This is a genomic window from Pseudomonas haemolytica, from assembly GCF_009659625.1.
Classification (GTDB): domain Bacteria; phylum Pseudomonadota; class Gammaproteobacteria; order Pseudomonadales; family Pseudomonadaceae; genus Aquipseudomonas; species Aquipseudomonas haemolytica.
Genome location: NZ_VOIW01000001.1, coordinates 771,385 through 788,557 on the forward strand (window position 1 = coordinate 771,385; position 17,173 = coordinate 788,557).

The 17,173-nt window shown below is 61.8% G+C and carries 16 protein-coding genes; 10 read left to right on the forward strand and 6 right to left on the reverse strand.

The genetic code is table 11. The features are described 5' to 3' along the window. Positions 1 to 257 precede the first annotated feature (257 nt). Positions 258 to 890 carry a TetR family transcriptional regulator gene (locus FRT59_RS03490; protein WP_034118541.1) on the forward strand — a complete coding sequence of 211 codons (633 nt, stop codon included), beginning with the start codon at positions 258 to 260 and terminating at the stop codon, positions 888 to 890. Positions 891 to 1,131: 241 nt separating this feature from the next. Here FRT59_RS03490 and FRT59_RS03495 read toward each other — a convergent pair whose 3' ends face one another. From FRT59_RS03495 to FRT59_RS03505, 3 genes are read right to left on the reverse strand one after another with little or no spacing between them, the layout of a single operon-like run. Further along, positions 1,132 to 2,187, reverse strand: coding sequence for an alkene reductase (locus tag FRT59_RS03495; RefSeq protein WP_153870400.1), 1,056 nt, complete (start codon positions 2,185 to 2,187; stop codon positions 1,132 to 1,134). Between the two features lie 28 nt (positions 2,188 to 2,215). Next, positions 2,216 to 3,382: an MFS transporter gene (locus tag FRT59_RS03500; RefSeq protein ID WP_153870401.1), complete on the reverse strand. Its 1,167-nt coding sequence runs from the start codon at positions 3,380 to 3,382 to the stop codon at positions 2,216 to 2,218. 14 nt (positions 3,383 to 3,396) lie between these two features. Continuing rightward, a complete protein-coding gene (locus FRT59_RS03505; protein ID WP_153870402.1) occupies positions 3,397 to 3,723 on the reverse strand; it encodes an ArsR/SmtB family transcription factor in 327 nt (108 codons plus the stop codon). A 154-nt stretch (positions 3,724 to 3,877) separates the two neighbouring features. On the opposite strand from FRT59_RS03505, the gene FRT59_RS03510 reads away from it, so the two are divergent. Next, on the forward strand, positions 3,878 to 4,462 hold the full coding sequence (locus FRT59_RS03510; RefSeq protein ID WP_153870403.1) for an acyl carrier protein phosphodiesterase: 585 nt from the start codon (positions 3,878 to 3,880) through the stop codon (positions 4,460 to 4,462). A 110-nt stretch (positions 4,463 to 4,572) separates the two neighbouring features. On the opposite strand, the gene FRT59_RS03515 is transcribed toward FRT59_RS03510, so the two are convergent. Both FRT59_RS03515 and olsB read right to left on the reverse strand, forming a co-directional pair. Next, positions 4,573 to 5,364 (reverse strand): lysophospholipid acyltransferase family protein, encoded by a 792-nt coding sequence (locus FRT59_RS03515; RefSeq protein WP_153837662.1) that lies wholly within the window; start codon positions 5,362 to 5,364, stop codon positions 4,573 to 4,575. Beyond that, positions 5,364 to 6,119, reverse strand: a complete 756-nt coding sequence (gene olsB / locus FRT59_RS03520) for an L-ornithine N(alpha)-acyltransferase (RefSeq protein WP_034118547.1) — start codon at positions 6,117 to 6,119, stop codon at positions 5,364 to 5,366. The genes FRT59_RS03515 and olsB overlap by 1 nt, the downstream gene beginning before the upstream one ends. A gap of 185 nt (positions 6,120 to 6,304) precedes the next feature. Here olsB and FRT59_RS03525 point away from each other — a divergent pair, with 185 nt between their 5' ends. The 8 genes from FRT59_RS03525 (at position 6,305) to FRT59_RS03560 (ending at position 14,519) form a co-directional block, all read left to right on the forward strand. Next, entirely contained in the window at positions 6,305 to 7,378 is a 1,074-nt protein-coding gene (locus FRT59_RS03525; RefSeq protein WP_153837899.1) for a serine hydrolase domain-containing protein, read from the forward strand. Further along, the gene (locus tag FRT59_RS03530; RefSeq protein WP_153870404.1) at positions 7,375 to 7,689 is read left to right on the forward strand and encodes an amidase; all 315 of its coding nucleotides are present in this window, start codon (positions 7,375 to 7,377) and stop codon (positions 7,687 to 7,689) included. Before FRT59_RS03525 ends, FRT59_RS03530 begins: the two co-directional genes overlap by 4 nt. Positions 7,690 to 7,797: 108 nt before the next feature. Continuing rightward, positions 7,798 to 8,973: a M20 aminoacylase family protein gene (locus FRT59_RS03535; protein WP_153870405.1), complete on the forward strand. Its 1,176-nt coding sequence runs from the start codon at positions 7,798 to 7,800 to the stop codon at positions 8,971 to 8,973. A 60-nt stretch (positions 8,974 to 9,033) separates the two neighbouring features. Then, a complete protein-coding gene (locus tag FRT59_RS03540; protein WP_153870406.1) occupies positions 9,034 to 10,344 on the forward strand; it encodes a citrate-proton symporter in 1,311 nt (436 codons plus the stop codon). Continuing rightward, positions 10,341 to 11,783, forward strand: a complete 1,443-nt coding sequence (locus tag FRT59_RS03545) for an amidase (protein ID WP_153870407.1) — start codon at positions 10,341 to 10,343, stop codon at positions 11,781 to 11,783. Before FRT59_RS03540 ends, FRT59_RS03545 begins: the two co-directional genes overlap by 4 nt. 63 nt (positions 11,784 to 11,846) lie before the next feature. Beyond that, positions 11,847 to 12,605: a helix-turn-helix domain-containing protein gene (locus FRT59_RS03550; RefSeq protein ID WP_034118553.1), complete on the forward strand. Its 759-nt coding sequence runs from the start codon at positions 11,847 to 11,849 to the stop codon at positions 12,603 to 12,605. Positions 12,606 to 12,778: 173 nt separating this feature from the next. Beyond that, the gene (locus FRT59_RS03555; RefSeq protein ID WP_153837666.1) at positions 12,779 to 13,360 is read left to right on the forward strand and encodes a YceI family protein; all 582 of its coding nucleotides are present in this window, start codon (positions 12,779 to 12,781) and stop codon (positions 13,358 to 13,360) included. A 1-nt stretch (position 13,361) separates the two neighbouring features. Continuing rightward, positions 13,362 to 14,519, forward strand: a complete 1,158-nt coding sequence (locus tag FRT59_RS03560; RefSeq protein WP_153837667.1) for a phospholipase D-like domain-containing protein — start codon at positions 13,362 to 13,364, stop codon at positions 14,517 to 14,519. A gap of 128 nt (positions 14,520 to 14,647) precedes the next feature. Here the strand turns inward: FRT59_RS03560 and bglX are convergent, their stop codons facing one another. Continuing rightward, the gene (gene bglX, locus FRT59_RS03565; RefSeq protein ID WP_153870408.1) at positions 14,648 to 16,939 is read right to left on the reverse strand and encodes a beta-glucosidase BglX; all 2,292 of its coding nucleotides are present in this window, start codon (positions 16,937 to 16,939) and stop codon (positions 14,648 to 14,650) included. Positions 16,940 to 17,173: the final 234 nt, after the last annotated feature.

Below are 17,173 nucleotides of genomic sequence, written 5' to 3' on the forward strand. Positions count from 1 at the left end.
TCGGGTCAGGCGCGCAGAGTGCGCACAAGAAGTGTGGAAGGGTAAAAAACAAGCGGTGAGTGGATAAGTAGCTTGCTACGCAATATACTTACGTTCATGGTTGTTTGTAAACTCTTGACAGGCTGCGTGGAATATTGACAAAGCAGCACCGTAAGCCTCGATTCTAGTACGTTCGGCGCCCATGACGGCGTCGTCCCACAATTATTCAGATGATGGTCAAGTACCATCCACAGTGTCCCGATTGAGGTTTTACTGCCATGGTTCGTCGCACCAAAGAGGAAGCTCAGGAAACGCGCAGCCAGATTCTGCAAGCCGCCGAGCAGGCTTTCTATGATCGCGGTGTCGCGCGGACCACCCTGGCGGACATCGCCGCGCTGGCCGGCGTGACACGCGGGGCTATCTACTGGCATTTCAGCAATAAGGCCGACTTGCTCCAGGCGCTGCTCGACACGTTGCACGAGCCGCTGGACGAACTGGCCCGGGCAAGTGAAAGCGAGGATGAGGTCGACCCGCTGGGCTGTATGCGCAAATTGCTGATTCATCTCTACCATGAAGTGGCCCTGGACCCGAAAACCCGGCGCATCAACGAGATTCTGTTTCATAAGTGCGAGTTCACCGATGAAATGTGTGACATGCGCCGCCAACGCCAGACCCACAGTCTTGAATGCAACCTGCGCATCGGCTTGACGTTGCGTAACGCGGTCCATCGCGGGCAACTTCCAGAAACGCTCGATACCACCCGCGGGGCCGTATGTATCCATGCCTTTATCCACGGTTTGATCGGCCAGTGGCTGCTGGTGCCTGACAGTTTTCAACTGCATCAGGACGCCGAGCGCTGGGCTGATATAGGGCTGGACATGCTGCGCCTGAGCCCCAGCCTGCGCAATTGAGACAAAATGCGTAATTGCGTCCAGTTGTGTCAATAGTAAAGACCAGAGACAGCCAATCGTCCCTTTGCCTGATTGGCGGGGTGACTTTATATACGGGCTGGCCTGCGGTTGATAGGTAGTTGGCTAAGTATTTTGTAGCGATATTGTTGCGGTTCTGTGAAGCAATGTTTCCAAGGGCCTATACACAGACAAAAATGCGGGAGGGGGCTTGCCCCCCTCCCGCATTGTTTTGCGGATCGCGTTAGATCGCCAGCGTCGGGTAATCGATATAACCCACCGGGCCTTTACCGTAGAAGGTCTCCGGGTGCGGCTCGTTCAGCGGTGCATCAGCTTTCAAGCGCGCCGGCAGGTCCGGGTTGGCAATGAAGGGTATGCCGAAGGCCACCGCATCCGCCTTACCCGCCGCCAGCCAAGCGTTGGCGCTGTCTTTGGTGAAGCGTTCGTTGGCGATGTACGGGCCGCCGAAGGCTTTTTTCAGTTGTGGGCCGAGGCTATCCGCGCCTTCTTTTTCACGGGAGCAGATGAAGGCGATGCCGCGCTTGCCCAGTTCACTGGCAACGTAGGTGAAGGTTTCGGCCAGGTTGGCGTCGCCCATGTCGTGGGCGTCGGCACGCGGTGCCAGGTGCACGCCTACCCGGCCGGCACCCCAGACTTCAATCGCAGCGTCGGTCACCTCCAGCAGCAGGCGCGCACGGTTCTCCAGGGAACCGCCGTAGTTGTCGGTGCGCTGGTTGGTGCTGCTTTGCAGGAATTGGTCGAGCAGGTAGCCGTTGGCGCCGTGGATTTCCACACCGTCAAAGCCTGCGGCCTTGGCGTTTTCTGCACCTACGCGGTAAGCGTCGACGATGTCGGCGATTTCAGCGGTTTCCAGGGCGCGCGGGGTAGGGTAGTCGGCCAACGGGCGCACCAGGCTGACGTGGCCTTTGGCCTGAATCGCGCTGGGTGCCACCGGGGTTTCGCCGTCCAGATAGGATTCATGGGAGGTCCGGCCGACGTGCCACAGTTGCAGGAAAATCTTGCCGCCCGCGCCATGCACGGCCTTGGTGATGTTGGCCCAGCCGCGCACCTGGTCGTTGGACCAGATACCCGGGGTGTCCGGGTAGCCGACGCCCATAGGCGTCACAGAGGTGGCTTCGCTGAGGATCAGCCCGGCGGAGGCGCGTTGCACGTAGTACTCGGCCATCAGCGCATTGGGCACACGACCGGCATCCGCGCGGCAGCGGGTCAGCGGCGCCATGATGATGCGGTTCGACAGTTCCAGGTCGCCCAGTTTGATCGGATCGAAAATAGTCGTCATGGGGAAAACACCTTTCTCTTTAAGTTGATCAGTTGGTCGCGGGGGCCAGGTCGGCATTGCCGCTCTGACGGAAAGTAATCAGGGTCACCAGTAGGGCCAGAATCGCCAGGGCCGCCGCGGCCAATGGCACGCTGGTCAGGCCGAAACCGTGGGCAATCACGCTGCCGCCGACCCAGGCGCCGAGGGCATTGCCGATATTGAAGGCGCCGATGTTGAGGGTGGACACCAGGTTTGGCGCGGCCTTGCCGAAGGTCACCACGTTGATCTGCAGCGCCGGTACGGCGGCAAACGAGGCGGTGGCCCACAGGAACAGGGTAATTTCGGTGGGGATTACCGCGACGCTGGTCCAGGACAGGACGGTGGAGACCACCGCCATGCTGATGAACACGCCGATCAGGGTGGCCGCCAGGCGCTTGTCCGCCAGCTTGCCGCCGATGATGTTGCCCACGGTCAGGCCCAGGCCGATCAGCAGTAGGGTCCAGGTCACGCCCTTGGGCGACACGCCGGTGACATCGCCGAGCAACGGTGCGACGTAGGTAAAGAGAGTGAACATGGAGGCGGCGAACAACGCCGTCATGCTCAGCGACAACCAGATGCCGGCACCCTTGAGGGCTGCCAGTTCGGCACGCATGTCGAGTTTTTCTTCGTCGCGCTTGGCCGGCAGGAAGCGGATCAGGCCGATCAAGGCGATCACGCCGATCACGGTCACCGCCCAGAAGGTCGAGCGCCAGCCGGCTTCCTGGCCCAGTGCGGTACCCAGCGGCACGCCGAGTACGTTGGCCAGGGTCAGGCCGGTGAACATCAAGGCCACGGCCGAAGCGCGCTTGTTGGCCGGTACCAGGTTGGCCGCTACCACTGAACCAATCCCAAAGAATGCACCGTGGCACAGCGCAGTGACGACGCGCGCAAACATCAGCACGTTGTAGTCACTGGCCAGGGCACAGAGCAGGTTGCCGACAATAAAGATGCCCATCAACGCTACCAGGGCGGCCTTGCGTGGCAGCTTGGCGGTGGCCAGTGCCATGAACGGCGCGCCGATGGCCACGCCCAGGGCGTAGCCGGTAACCAGCCAGCCGGCGCCGGGAATCGACACGCCCAGATCCGCGGCCACATCGGGCAACAAGCCCATGATGACGAACTCGGTGGTGCCGATGGCGAAGGCGCTCAGGGCCAGTATGAGTAGCGAGAGGGGCATTGACGTTTCCTTTATTACAGCGGTGCGCTCATATCGGCGCTGAGTTCAGTGGTGAGCGCCGCGAGAAAGGCTTGGATCACTTCCTCGTTGCGCTTGAAAAAGTGCCATTGCCCGGCCTTCTGGCTGCTGATCAACCCGGCGCGTTGCAAGGTGGCCAGGTGGGCCGACACGGTCGACTGGGACAAGCCGCAGCGCTGGTCGATCTGCCCGGCGCAGATGCCGTATTCGTGGTTGTGCAGTTGCTCGGGGAATTGCACCTTCGGGTCTTTCAGCCAGGTGAGGATGTCTCGTCGTACTGGGTGCGCCAGGGCTTTTATTATTTCGTCGAGGTCAATGGACATGGCAGTTGCTCGGTGTCGTAAAACGTTATATCGCGATGAGGCGAACTTTAAATCGTTATATTCCGATATACCAATATGATTTTGGTCTTAGCTCAAGCCGATTAGGTATATCGGGTTATAACGATACGTTGATGGCAGTGTTAGACTGCGCGCCATGAATTATCTCGCACATCTGCACCTGGGCGGCCAACTTCCTGCGCAACTGCTGGGCAGCCTCTATGGCGATTTCGTCAAAGGCCGCCTGCAGGGCCAGTTCAACCCGCAAATCGAAGCGGCGATCCAGCTGCATCGCTCAATCGATCGTTTCACCGACAGCCACCCGTTGGTCGGCGCGGCGTTGTCGCGCTTCAGCCTGACCCGCAGGCGCTATGCCGGGATCGTCCTCGACGTATTCTTTGACCACTGCCTGGCGCGGGATTGGGCGCTGTATGCCGACCAGCCCTTGGAGCAATTCACCTCCCAGGTGTACCGCGTGCTGGCGGCCGAACCCACGCTGCCGGGCCGCCTGGCGCAGATTGCGCCGTATATGGCAGCGGATGATTGGCTGGGCTCTTACCGCGAGTTCGCGGTGATGGATCAGGTGTTGCGCGGGATTTCGCGGCGGCTGACGCAGCCTCAGGAGTTGGGGCAGGCGATGCAGGAGTTGCGGGTGTTGTATGAGCCGCTGAGTGAAGACTTCCGGATCTTCTACCCTGAACTGCAAGCCTTCGCGCATAACCACCTGAAAACACAAAGCTAAATGTGGGAGGGGGCTTGCTCCCGATTGCGGTGTGTCAGCCACCGCTGATGCTGGCTGATCCACTGCTATCGGGAGCAAGCCCCCTCCCACATTTGAACGGTGTTCACATCTCAGGCTGCAAAAGCCGGTCGAGCATGCACTTGTTCCGTCTCCGCCAACGGCCCGAACAACGCCTTCTGCACCGCCTGCTGCGCCTGGAATGCCAACGCCGCACGCTCCTGCCCGGCGCAGGCAATCGGCTTGAGCACGTGAATTTCCACATCGCTCTGGTCATTGGAAAACAGGCGCATCAGGTGCGAGAGCAAATCATCGTCGCCAATAAACGGTGCCAGTGAGTCCACCTGCCCATCGCGCAGATAACGGATCGCCACCGGTTGCAGCGACACCTGCGCATCAATCGCACTGGCCAGCAGACGCCCGTGGAACGTACGCAGGCTGCGCCCGTCAGTGGTGGTGCCTTCGGGGAACATCAGCAGCGGGTGCTGTTGCTCCAGATGGCGGGTCATCTGCTTGCGGATCAACTGGCTGTCACCCGAGCCGCGACGGATAAACAGGCTACCGGCCTTGGCCGCCAACCAGCCAGCCACCGGCCAGGTACGCACTTCGGCCTTGGACAAAAACGACATTGGCGTGACCATGCCCAGCAGCGGGATATCCGTCCAGGACACGTGATTGCTCACCCACAACATCGGCGTTTGCGGCACCTCACCGTGCACCGTTACGCGAAAGGGCAGGGCATTGGTCAATCGCGCCATAAAGAACCGCGACCAACGCTGGCGGCGCACCATCGAGTTAGCCACGCCCAGACGTTCGAACAGGCCGAACACACTGGCCATGCTCAACCCCAGCGCGACCACCAGCAGTACTCGGGCGATGCGCCCATACACGCGCAGGCGGTTCATCACATGGCCGCCTTGAAGTGACGCGCGTAACGCGGGCACAGCTCATCGCGCTTGAGCAGGATGAACACGTCGGCCACCTGGAAATCTTCATCCCAGCACGGCTCGCCGCAGATCTTCGCGCCCAGGCGCATATAGGCCTTGAGCAGTGGCGGCATTTCCGCGATGACGTTGGATGGCAAGTCCAGGGCCGGCAGCGGTTTTTTCGGTTCGGCGCGCAGGTGTTCGTTGCACAAGTAACGCTCGCGCAGGCGTTGCATGATCGCGTGGGCCTGGATGCCGCCGTCGTGCATCGGGATGCTCGCGCAACCCATCAGGTAGCTGTAGCCGCCCTGGTTGAGCACCTCGGCCAACTCGCCCCACAACACCGCGATGGTGCCGCCATTACGGTAGGCCGGGTCGACGCAGGTACGGCCGATTTCCAGGATCGGGCCCTGCAGGTGCAACAAGCCATGCAGGCTGAATTCCTCTTCGCTGTAGAACCGGCCCAAGGTGCTGGCGGCCTGATGGTCGAGCAAACGGGTGGTGGCGACGAGTCGACCGCTGTTCAAATCCCGCACGCCGATGTGGCTGCAGTGAACATCATAGTCATCCATGTCCAGACCCAGTTCCGCGCCTTTCAGCTTGGCGTTGAACTCGCCGCTGAACACGTTGAACCGCAGGGCCTGGGCTTCCTGCAACGCCTTGGCGCCAACCAGGCGTTCGGCTTGCAGGCGGCGTTCATTGCCGGTGTCGCTGATGCGGGCGATCTGAGTCATGGCGAGTCTCCGAGTGCCGGCCACGTTTCGGCCAGTCGACTTTGTTGTCCAAAGTCAGGCTATGTAGCCTCGGTGTCATCTCCATGAAGTTACGGTGACGGTTGGATGACAGCCCCTATGTAGCAAATCTGTCATTGGCCTGCGCTAGGCTCGCGGGCTTGAATGCTCCCCTTGAGTTTGCGTCCATGGTCCGTGGCTTGTTGTGCGTTGCCTTGTTGTTCATCACCGTTACCGCCCGCGCTGAAATCTGGCCCGAAAAGGATTGGGCCTTGGGCACGCCACTCGTCGGTCCCGCTGTCGATGCCCTGGATGCTTACGCCTTCCCGCCCCGCGACGACACTACCCGCAAAGGCATTCGCACCGACGCGCTGCTGGTTATTCGTGACGGTGAAATCATCTACGAACGCTACGCCGCCCCCACCACCGCCAGCACGCCGCACTTGACCTGGTCGGTGAGCAAAAGCCTGATGGCCACGGTGCTCGGTGTGGCCTACGGCGAAAACCGCTTCAAATTGACTGACCCCGCCGCACGTTTTTATCCGCCGATGAAACAGCACCCCAAGGTGACCATGGCCGACCTCCTGCACTGGGCCTCGGGCCTGGACTGGCAGGAAGACTATGAATACGCGCCGTTGAAATCCTCGGTGGTGGCGATGCTCTACACCCGAGGCCGGGGCGATATGGGCGAGTTTGCCGCCGACAGCCAAGCCGTCGCCGCACCTGGCCAGGCCTTCCGTTACTCCAGCGGTGACAGCAACATCTTGTCCGCCGCCCTCAAAGGCATGCTCGGGCACAAGGCTTATATGACTTACCCGTGGGATGCGCTGTTCAAGCCGCTGGGCATTCGTAATGCGACCTGGGAAACCGATGCCGATGAGACTTTCGTCGCCTCGTCCTACGCCTACCTCACCGCCCGGGATCTGGCGCGTGTCGGCCTGCTGATGGCACGTGACGGGCGCTGGGGTGAGCAGCAGTTGTTGCCCAAGGAGTGGGTGGCCTTCAATCGCCAGCCGTTCGACAAGTACAAAGCCGGCCAGGATGAAGCCGTGCCCGGTGGCCAATGGTGGCTCAACACGGGCACGCCCAGACCTTGGCCCGGTGCCCCCGCCGATACCTTCGCCGCTCTCGGGCACTGGGGCCAGGCGCTGTTTGTGATGCCCGATGAACACCTGGTAATCGTGCGCTACGGCGATGACCGCGATGGCAGCTACCGCCATAACGAACTGCTCAAGCGCGTGCTGGCGGCGGTGCAGCCATGATTCGCCGTCGACCGTTTACCAGTCTGTTTCTGCTGCTGGTGCTCGCCCTGCTGGGCTGGGTGTGGCATGAGCGCGTCAACCTGCAAGCCTTCCCCGACATCATCGCGGCGTACACAGCCAAGGAGTACTGCTCGTGCCGGTATGTGGAGAACAATCCGGCGGAGTATTGCCGTGGGTATGTGAAGCAGTACGTGCCGACCAGTGCGTTTATCGACAAGCCGGAACGCAGTGAAGTGACGGCGAGTGGGTTGGGGCGTACGCATACGGCAAGGTGGTTGGGTGAACGGCAGGGCTGTCGTCTAACGCCCTGAGGTTCCACCCAGTGGAACCACCTTTGATTGTCCTCGGGCCCACATCGCGCTTAGCTGTCGGTGTGTCGCCAACAAGAACGGGAACACCCGCCTGTGAGGAGAATCACCATGCGCCCACACCAGCACATCCTGGATTGGCTCAGCGACGTCGCCAGCGACTTGCACGCTGTGCGTCACGATATTCACGCCCATCCTGAACTCGGCTTTGAAGAGAACCGAACCTCTGCGCTGGTCGCGCAATCCCTGAGGGAGTGGGGTTATGAGGTGCACACCGGCATCGGCAAAACCGGGGTGGTCGGCGTGCTGCGCAACGGCAGCAGCTCGCGCACCCTGGGTATTCGCGCCGACATGGACGCCTTGCCCATCATCGAAAACACCGGTGCTTCCTACACCAGCCAGCACGCCGGCTGCATGCACGCCTGCGGGCATGACGGCCACACTACCATGCTGCTCGGCGCGGCTCGTTATCTGGCGGCGACCCGGCAATTCGACGGCACCTTGAACCTGATTTTCCAACCCGCCGAAGAGGGCCAGGGCGGCGCCGAGGCGATGCTGGCGGACGGTCTGCTGGAGCGTTTCCCCTGTGATGCGCTGTTCGGGATGCACAATATGCCGGGCTTGCCGGCGGGGCATTTGGGCTTGCGGGTCGGCCCGATGATGGCTTCGCAGGACTTGCTCACCGTGACGCTGGAAGGCGTCGGCGGCCATGGCTCCATGCCGCATCTCACAGTCGATCCACTGGTGGCGGCCGCGAGCATGGTCATGGCCTTGCAGACGGTAGTGGCGCGCAACATTGATACCCAGGAAGCCGCTGTGGTCACGGTCGGCGCCTTGCAGGCCGGCCAGGCCGCCAACGTGATTCCCCAGCAAGCGTTGCTGCGCTTGAGCCTGCGTGCGCTCAACCCCAAGGTGCGCGAGCAGATGCTGGAACGGGTCAACGCGATCATCCAGACCCAGGCCGCCAGTTTCGGCTGCACGGTGCAGATCGAACACCGCCCGGCCTACCCGGTGCTGGTCAATCACGCCGAAGAAACCGAGTTTGCCCGTCAGGTCGGCGTGGCCTTGCTCGGCGCCGAGGCAGTGGACGGCAACACCCGCACGCTGATGGGCAGCGAAGACTTCGCCTGGATGCTGCAACGCTGCCCCGGCAGTTACCTGTTTATCGGTAACGGTGTGTCGCGGCCGATGGTGCACAACCCCGCCTATGACTTCAACGACGACATCCTGCTGACCGGCGCCGCCTATTGGGGCGCGCTGGCCGAGAGCTGGCTCAAGCCTGCCTGACGAGCGCACTTTTCTCTGCCGCTGGACCCTTTCCCTTATCGGTTGAATGGAGTGTTCCTCATGCAGACTTCAAAACCTGGTGTCTCCCGCACCCGCCAAGTGGTGGCGGCCGTGATCGGCAACGCGCTGGAGTGGTATGACTTTATCGTCTACGGCTTTCTGGCGAGCATCATCGCCCGGCAATTCTTCCCCTCTGAGGATGAATACGCCTCGCTGCTGATGGCGTTGGCCACTTTTGGCGTGGGCTTTTTCATGCGCCCGGTGGGTGGAATCCTGTTGGGCATTTATGCCGACCGCAAAGGCCGCAAGGCGGCGATGCAGTTGATTATCCGGCTGATGACCGTATCCATCGCGCTGATCGCCTTCGCGCCGAACTATGCCGCCATCGGAATGGGCGCGCCTTTGTTGATCGTGGTGGCGCGGATGCTCCAAGGCTTTGCTACCGGCGGGGAATACGCGAGTGCCACGGCGTTTCTGGTGGAGAGCGCACCGGCCCATCGCAAGGGCCTGTACGGGTCATGGCAGTTGGTGGGGCAATGCCTGGCGGTGTTTGGCGGGGCGGCGATGGTGGCGTTGGTCACGCACTTCTTTTCTCCCGAGACCCTCGACCTGTGGGGCTGGCGTTTACCGTTTGTGCTGGGCTTGCTGATCGGCCCGGTGGGGTTGTGGATTCGTCGGCACATGGAAGACCCGGAAGAGTTTATCGAGGCGCGTAAAAACGCGACCGGCCCGGCACCCAGCTTGATGGATGTGTTGCGTGATCATCGCCGCAGCATCCTGGTGTCCATGGGCCTGGCCTGCGGGGCGACGGTGTCGTTCTATGTGGTGCTGGTGAACATGCCGACCTTCGCCCACAAGAACCTCGGCCTGCCGCTGGACCAGGTGCTGATGGTGCAGATGTTTGCGGTGGCGCTGATGACCGTGGTGATTCCGTTGTCGGGCCTGCTCTCGGATCGCCTGGGGCGGCGCCCGGTGTTGATGGCGTTCACCCTGGCGTTCTTCGTGATGGTCTACCCGTTGTATGTGTGGGTGGCTGCGGGGCCGTCCATCGAACGCTTGCTGGTGATGCAGGTGATGCTGTGCACCGCCATTGGCGGGTTCTTCGGGCCGGCGCCGACCGCCTTGGCCGAGCAGTTTCCCATCGAGGTGCGTTCCACCGGCGTGTCGGTGGCCTATAACGTGGCGGTGATGGTGTTCGGTGGTTTTGCGCCGTTGATCGTGACCTGGCTGAGCAAAGTGCTGGGCACGCCGGTGGCGCCGTCGTTCTATGTGTTGTTCGCTTGCGTGCTGACGCTGCTGGGCACTTACTGCATGCAGGAGGCACCACGGGCGAAGAAACCGCTGCCGTTTTCAAGTGAGGTGAAGCCTTGAGTATTGTCGAGTGGGATGCCACTGAACTGTCGCGGGCGATCCACGGGCGGCAAGTGTCGTGCGAAGAGGTGATGCAGGCATACCTGGCACAGATTCAGCGTTTTAATCCGAGCGTGAATGCACTGGTGTCGTTGCGCGACAGCGATGCCGTGCTGGCTGAGGCGAGGGCCTGTGATCGTGAGCTGGATCAGGGTAAGTCGCGTGGCTGGATGCACGGCATGCCCCAGGCCATCAAGGACCTCGCGGCGACCCAAGGCTTGCGCACCACCTTGGGCTCACCGCTGTTCTCCGAGCATGTACCGAGCGAAGACGCCATCAGCGTGGCGCGGGTGCGGGCCAATGGCGCGATCATCATCGGCAAGACCAACGTGCCGGAGTTCGGCCTGGGCTCCCATACCTACAACACGCTGTTCGGCACCACCGGCAATGCCTATGACCCACGCCTGGCGGCCGGCGGCAGCAGTGGTGGGGCGGCGGTGGCCCTGGCGCTGCGCATGCTGCCGGTGGCCGATGGTAGCGACATGATGGGCTCGCTGCGCAACCCGGCGGCGTTCAACAATGTGTTCGGCTTGCGCCCGTCCCAAGGGCGCGTGCCCCATGGGCCGATGCCGGAGCTGTTCGTGCAGCAGTTGGGCACCGAAGGCCCGATGGGCCGTAGCGTTACGGATGTGGCGCGCCTGCTGAGCATCCAGGCCGGTTACGACCCACGGGTGCCACTGTCATCCCGGGACGATCCCGCGGTGCTGGGCCAGCCGTTGCAGCGTGACTTCAACGGCGCACGCCTCGGTTGGCTGGGTGACTACAACGGTTACCTGCCGATGCAGGACGGCGTGATGAGCCTGTGCGAAGCGGCCCTCGATGACTTCGCCACGCTGGGCTGCGACGTGCAACGCTGCCAGCCGGATTTTTCCCTGGCGCGTCTGTGGCGCTGCTGGCTGGTACACCGCCATTGGCTGGTGCATGGCAACCTCGGCGCGGCCTACGCCAACCCGCAGAAACGCGCACTGCTCAAGCCTGAAGCACAATGGGAAGTGCAGGGCGGCCAGGGCTTGAGTGCGCAGCAGGTGTACCAGGCGTCGATGGATCGCAGCGAGTGGTACCGCGCCTTGGCCAACTTGTTCGAGCGTTACGATTTCCTGCTGCTGCCCACCGCCCAAGTGTTCCCTTTTGATGCACAACAGGCGTGGCCGCGCCACGTGGCTGGGCGCGAAATGGATACCTATCACCGCTGGATGGAAGTAGTGATCGGACCGACCCTGGCCGGTTTACCGAGCATGAGCATCCCGGTGGGCTTCAACCCCCAGGGCCTGCCGATGGGCCTGCAAATCATCGGCCCGGCCCAGGCGGACCGAGCCGTGCTGCAATTGGCCTATGCCCATGAACAACTGACCCAATGGGTGCAACGCCGGCCGCCGGCGTGCCTTGAAGCGATCGCCTGAGCCGCGACCGGGCCTGTATCTTGCTGTGAGAATGATCATCCACCGGCAACAGGGAGATCGAACATGGACACAGGCACCGTACGCTCGGTTGAACGCGCACTGGCAATCGTCGAGTTGCTGGGCGAGCACCAGGCCCTGGGGCTGGAAGAGCTGCACTACCTCACGCGGCTGCCCAAGGCCACGGTGTCACGCATGTTGCTGACCTTGCAGGAACAGGGCTGGGTCTATCGTGGCCTGAGCGATCGGCGTTACCGCCTGCGCGCCCGGCGTTTGTTCGGCGATACCCAGCAACGCTTCAAGCGCCAGGTGGTGGAAAGCGCGGCACCCTGGTTATTGGAGCTCAGTGAACGCACCGGCTTGGTGGTGGACTTGTCCTGTTTCGATGGCGAGCGCCTGGAAGTCATGGAGAGTGCGATTCCCGGTGTGCTGCGCAAGCTGTACCCGAACAACTGCCAGATCGTCGGCCAGTATGCCAGCCTGTTTCATTCGGCGATGGGCAAGGCGTGCCTGACGCAATTGCCCCTTGAGGAAGTGCAACGCCTGGCGGGCCGCGATCAGGTGGCGGCGGACGAGCAATACCGTGCCTGCGAACAAACCCAGCACCAAGGCTTCGGCCAGCGCACCGAAGGTTACTGGGAATACCCGGTGCGCCTGCCGTTCCTGATCCGTGCGGTGGCGCTGCCGGTGCGTACCAATGGCCGATTGGTGGGGAGCATGGCCCTGCACTGGCCGATGCATCAGGCGCCGGTGGAACGGGTGCTGAACCTGCACATGGCCAGCCTGGAGCAAGCGGTGCGCGAAGTGCAGCAGGCATTGGCCTAGACAGTCACCACAGGACCAATGTGGGAGGGGGCTTGCGCCCGATAGCAGAGTGTCAGTCACTGGATGTGTTGCTGATCCACCGCCATCGGGAGCAAGCCCCCTCCCACATTGGATTTGCGCCATTCGTGAGATTGCGCTTAAGGTTCATCCAGGTTTTTTGCCCTAGAGTCTTTATGTTCAATGTCAAACCTCTGGTCTTCGCGCTGCTGACCTGTGCCACCGTGCCTGCCCACGCCGACTGGTACCTGGATAACGAATCCTCGCGCCTGTCTTTCGTCACCACCAAAAACACCGAGATTGCCGAGGTGCATCGCTTCCTGGTGTTGCATGGCAAGGTCGACGCCAAAGGCGCGGCGCAGTTGCAAGTGGAGATGGAGTCGATCAACAGCGGCATCCCCCTGCGCGACGAGCGCATGCGCAATGACCTGTTCCAGATCAAGACCTTCCCTGAAGCGCTGATCAGCGCGCAGATCAATCTGCAACCGATCAATGACCTGGCGTCCGGCGCGCAGCTGGAATTGCGCTTGCCATTGAACGTCACGCTGCACGGCAAGACCCAGACCTACAGCGCCGAGTTGCTCGCCACACGCCTGGATGAACGACGCTTCCAAGTGGTGACCCTTGAGCCGGTGGTGCTGCATGCCGAGGATTTCGACCTGGCGCCCGGTGTGGCGGCGTTGCGTAAGGCGGCTGGGCTGAAGTCGATCAGCCTGTCGGTGCCGGTGGGTGCGGTACTGATCTTCACGGCGCGCTGACATGAGCGGCGCAGTGTTCCCGTGGCGCAGCGCCAATCAGTTCGAATTGTTGATCGACGGGCCGAGTTTCTTCCCGCAGATGCTGGTGGGCATTGCCCGGGCCGAGCAGCAGGTTGATCTTGAACTGTATCTGGTCGAAGCCGGTGCCTGTGCCGACGCTATGGTGCAGGCGCTGGTGCTGGCCGCCGAACGCGGCGTGCAGGTGCGCTGCCTGTTCGATGATTACGGCAGCCTGGCGTTTACCCTCGGGCTGCGCAAGCGCTTGACCGATGCCGGCGTGGAGCTGCGCTTCTACAATCGCCTGAACTGGCGGCGCTGGATGCGCAACCTGTATCGCGACCATCGCAAGCTGCTGCTGATCGACCAGAATATCGCCGTGGTCGGTGGCACCGGTGTCACCGATGAGTTCTGGACCCCGGGGCAAGACAGCGCCGAATGGCATGAAGTCATGGTGCAAATCAGCGGCCCGCTGGTGTTGGACTGGCAGGCCCTGTTCGATCGGCAATGGCACGCCAACGTGGCGCGCCGTGAATGGAAACCGGCGACCCATTTCGGGTTACCACGCTTGCCCAAGGTGCCAGCCACCGGGCCTGGGCTCGGCCGCGTGGCGTATGCCGACGCCCGTCAGCATCGAGATATCCTGCAATCGCTGATCCGCGCCTTGAACAGCAGCAAGACGCGTATCTGGTTGGCAACGCCGTACTTCCTGCCGACCTGGAGCGTGCGCCGTGCCTTGCGCCGGGCGGCAGGGCGGGGTGTAGATGTGCGCTTGCTGCTCACCGGCCCACGCACCGATCACCCATCCGTACGTTACGCCGGCCATCGTTATTACCCGCGCCTGCTACGTGCAGGTGTGCAGATCTTTGAATACCAGCCGTGCTTCCTGCACCTGAAGATGGTGCTGGTGGACGATTGGGTGAGCATTGGCTCGTGCAATTTCGACCACTGGAATTTGCGCTTCAACCTGGAAGCCAACCTCGAAGCGTTGGACCCGGGATTGACGGCGGCGGTGGTGGGCAGTTTCGAAGCAGACTTTGCCCAGAGCCAGGTGGTGAGCCTGGAGGCATGGAAGGCGCGGCCGTTGTGGAGGCGGGTCAAGCAGCGGATGTGGGGGTGGATTGATCGGTTGGTGGTCAATTTGCTGGACCGACGCGGCTAGTCGCATCACCTCAATCAAATGTGGGAGGGGGCTTGCTCCCGATAGCAGCGGGTCAGTCAATGAATCGGTTAACTGACACACCGTATCGGGAGCAAGCCCCCTCCCACATTTTTTACTGCATTCGAGGTTTAGAGCAGCTCAAAGGTCTGCTGCTGAACATCCTGGGAATCCAGCCCGATCTGCACATTGAACTCACCCGGTTCCGCCGCGAACTTGAGCTGGGCGTTGTAGAACTTCAAGTCGTCCTCGGTGATGGTGAAGTGCAGCGTGCGCTCTTCGCCGGCCTTGAGCATGATCTTCTGGAAGTTCTTCAGCTCCTTGATCGGGCGGATCATCGAACCGGCCACGTCCTGGATATACAACTGCACCACGGTTTCGCCATCGACCTTGCCGGTGTTCTTGACGGTGACACTGGCGTCGAGCTTGCCCGTCTTGTTCAGGGTGGTGGACGACAGCGCCATGTCCGACAGGCTGAAGTGGGTGTAGCTCAGGCCATAACCAAAGGGAAACAGCGGGCCGGTGGTGTCATCGAAGTACTGCGAGGTGTAGTTGCCAGGCTTGCCCGGGGTGAACGGGCGGCCAATGGTCAGGTGGTTGTAGTAGGTCGGAATCTGCCCCACCGAACGCGGGAAGGTGATAGGCAGCTTGCCCGACGGGTTGTAGTCGCCGAACAGCACGTCGGCGATGGCGTTGCCGCCTTCGGTGCCGGCGAACCAGGTTTCCAGGATCGCGTCGGCTTGTTGGTTTTCCTCGAGGATCGACAGCGGACGGCCGTTCATCAGCACCAAGACCAACGGTTTGCCGGTAGCTTTAAGGGCCTTGATCAGGTCGCGCTGGCTTTGCGGGATGTTCAGGTCGGTGCGGCTCGATGACTCGTGGGACATACCACGCGACTCGCCCACCGCTGCGACGATGACGTCGGCGTTCTTCGCCGCTTTCACTGCTTCGTCGATCAGCACTTGGGCTGGGCGCGGGTCATCCACTACTTCCGGGGCATCGAAGTTGAGGAAGTTGAGGTAGTCGAGCACCGCCTTGTCGCTGGTGATGTTGGCGCCGCGGGCATAGATCACTTGGCCTTTTTCGCCGATGACAGCGTTCATGCCGTCGAGCAGGGTCACCGATTGCGCAGGTCTGCCGGCAGCGGCCCAACTGCCCATCATGTCGATCGGCGCCTTGGCCAGTGGGCCGACCAGGGCGATGGTCGCGGATTTTTTCAGCGGCAGCGTTTCATTCTGGTTCTTCAGCAGTACCAGGCTGCGCCGTGCAATGTCGCGGGCTTCGGCGCGGTGCAGGCGGCTGTCGGCGTAGGGATCGGCCGGGTCATCCTCGGCCTTGCCGATGCGCAGGTACGGGTCCTTGAACAGGCCCATGTCGTACTTGGCACCGAGCACTTCGCGCACGGCGTTGTCGATGTCGCTCTGCTCGATCTCGCCGGATTTGAGCAGCCCAGGCAATTCCTTGCCGTACAGCGAGTCGTTCATGCTCATGTCGATGCCGGCCTTGATTGCCAGCTTGGCGGCTTCACGCCCGTCCTTGGCCACGCCGTGCTTGATCAATTCGAAGATCGCACCGTGGTCGCTGACGGTCAGGCCCTTGAAGCCCCAGTCTCTGCGCAGCAGGTCGTTCATCAGCCAGGTGTTGGCGGTGGCAGGCACGCCGTTGATCGAGTTCAACGCCACCATCACGCCGCCGGAGCCGGCCTTGATGGCTGCGTGGTAAGGCGGCAGGTAATCCTGGTACATCTTGACCGGGCTCATGTCGACCACGTTGTAGTCGCGCCCGCCTTCCACCGCGCCATACAGGGCGAAGTGCTTGACGCTGGCCATGAGGCTGTCGGCATTCGCGGGGCTTGCGCCCTGGAACGCCTTGACCATGACTTCGGCAATCCGCGAGACCAAATACGTGTCTTCACCGAAGCCTTCGGAGGTGCGGCCCCAGCGTGGGTCACGCGAGATATCGACCATCGGCGCAAAGGTGATGTCGAGGCTGTCGGCGGCGGCTTCCTGGGCGGCGATGCGCCCGGAGCGGCCGATGGCGTCCATGTCCCAGCTGGAAGCCAGGGCCAGGCTGATCGGGAAAATCGTGCGGTGGCCGTGGATCACGTCATAGGCGAAGAACATCGGGATCTTCAAGCGGCTGCGCATGGCCGCGTCCTGCATCGGGCGGTTTTCCGGGCGGGTGATGGAGTTGAACGTGCCACCGATGCGGCCGGCGGCGATTTCCTTGCGGATCAGCTCCCGGGGCATTTCCGGGCCGATGCTGATCAGGCGCAATTGGCCGATTTTCTCGTCCAGGGTCATTTGCTTGAGCAGGTCGCTGACGAAGGCGTCCTTGTCTTTAAGCGCAGCAGGCTTTGTTTCTGCCCATACGGGGTGACTGGCCAGAGTGGCAACAAGGCCGAGCAAACACAGCTTCTTCATGAATATCCTTTTTCGGCTCACTGCACAGCGATAACGCTGATCGGCCAAAATGTGGGGAGCGTCTATTGTTGTTCGGGTGTTGTTCAGATAAATGCAGCACACTCTGAACTCTTTTTCGCGCTGGGCATCTTTGTAGCTGATTGGCTCGATGCATGCCAGTGGTGGCGGATTATGCCCCAAGCGCGTCGTTTATAGGGTTAGTCGTCAACTTCCATCAAGATTGGGCAGGAGAAA

Coding starts and splice junctions, on each gene's coding strand:
- FRT59_RS03490 (WP_034118541.1), top strand. CDS start 258: ATGGTTCGTCGCACCAAAGAGGAAGCTCAGGAAACGCGCAGCCAGATT.
- FRT59_RS03495 (WP_153870400.1), bottom strand. CDS start 2,187: ATGACGACTATTTTCGATCCGATCAAACTGGGCGACCTGGAACTGTCG.
- FRT59_RS03500 (WP_153870401.1), bottom strand. CDS start 3,382: ATGCCCCTCTCGCTACTCATACTGGCCCTGAGCGCCTTCGCCATCGGC.
- FRT59_RS03505 (WP_153870402.1), bottom strand. CDS start 3,723: ATGTCCATTGACCTCGACGAAATAATAAAAGCCCTGGCGCACCCAGTA.
- FRT59_RS03510 (WP_153870403.1), top strand. CDS start 3,878: ATGAATTATCTCGCACATCTGCACCTGGGCGGCCAACTTCCTGCGCAA.
- FRT59_RS03515 (WP_153837662.1), bottom strand. CDS start 5,364: ATGAACCGCCTGCGCGTGTATGGGCGCATCGCCCGAGTACTGCTGGTG.
- olsB (WP_034118547.1), bottom strand. CDS start 6,119: ATGACTCAGATCGCCCGCATCAGCGACACCGGCAATGAACGCCGCCTG.
- FRT59_RS03525 (WP_153837899.1), top strand. CDS start 6,305: ATGGTCCGTGGCTTGTTGTGCGTTGCCTTGTTGTTCATCACCGTTACC.
- FRT59_RS03530 (WP_153870404.1), top strand. CDS start 7,375: ATGATTCGCCGTCGACCGTTTACCAGTCTGTTTCTGCTGCTGGTGCTC.
- FRT59_RS03535 (WP_153870405.1), top strand. CDS start 7,798: ATGCGCCCACACCAGCACATCCTGGATTGGCTCAGCGACGTCGCCAGC.
- FRT59_RS03540 (WP_153870406.1), top strand. CDS start 9,034: ATGCAGACTTCAAAACCTGGTGTCTCCCGCACCCGCCAAGTGGTGGCG.
- FRT59_RS03550 (WP_034118553.1), top strand. CDS start 11,847: ATGGACACAGGCACCGTACGCTCGGTTGAACGCGCACTGGCAATCGTC.
- FRT59_RS03555 (WP_153837666.1), top strand. CDS start 12,779: ATGTTCAATGTCAAACCTCTGGTCTTCGCGCTGCTGACCTGTGCCACC.
- FRT59_RS03560 (WP_153837667.1), top strand. CDS start 13,362: ATGAGCGGCGCAGTGTTCCCGTGGCGCAGCGCCAATCAGTTCGAATTG.
- bglX (WP_153870408.1), bottom strand. CDS start 16,939: ATGAAGAAGCTGTGTTTGCTCGGCCTTGTTGCCACTCTGGCCAGTCAC.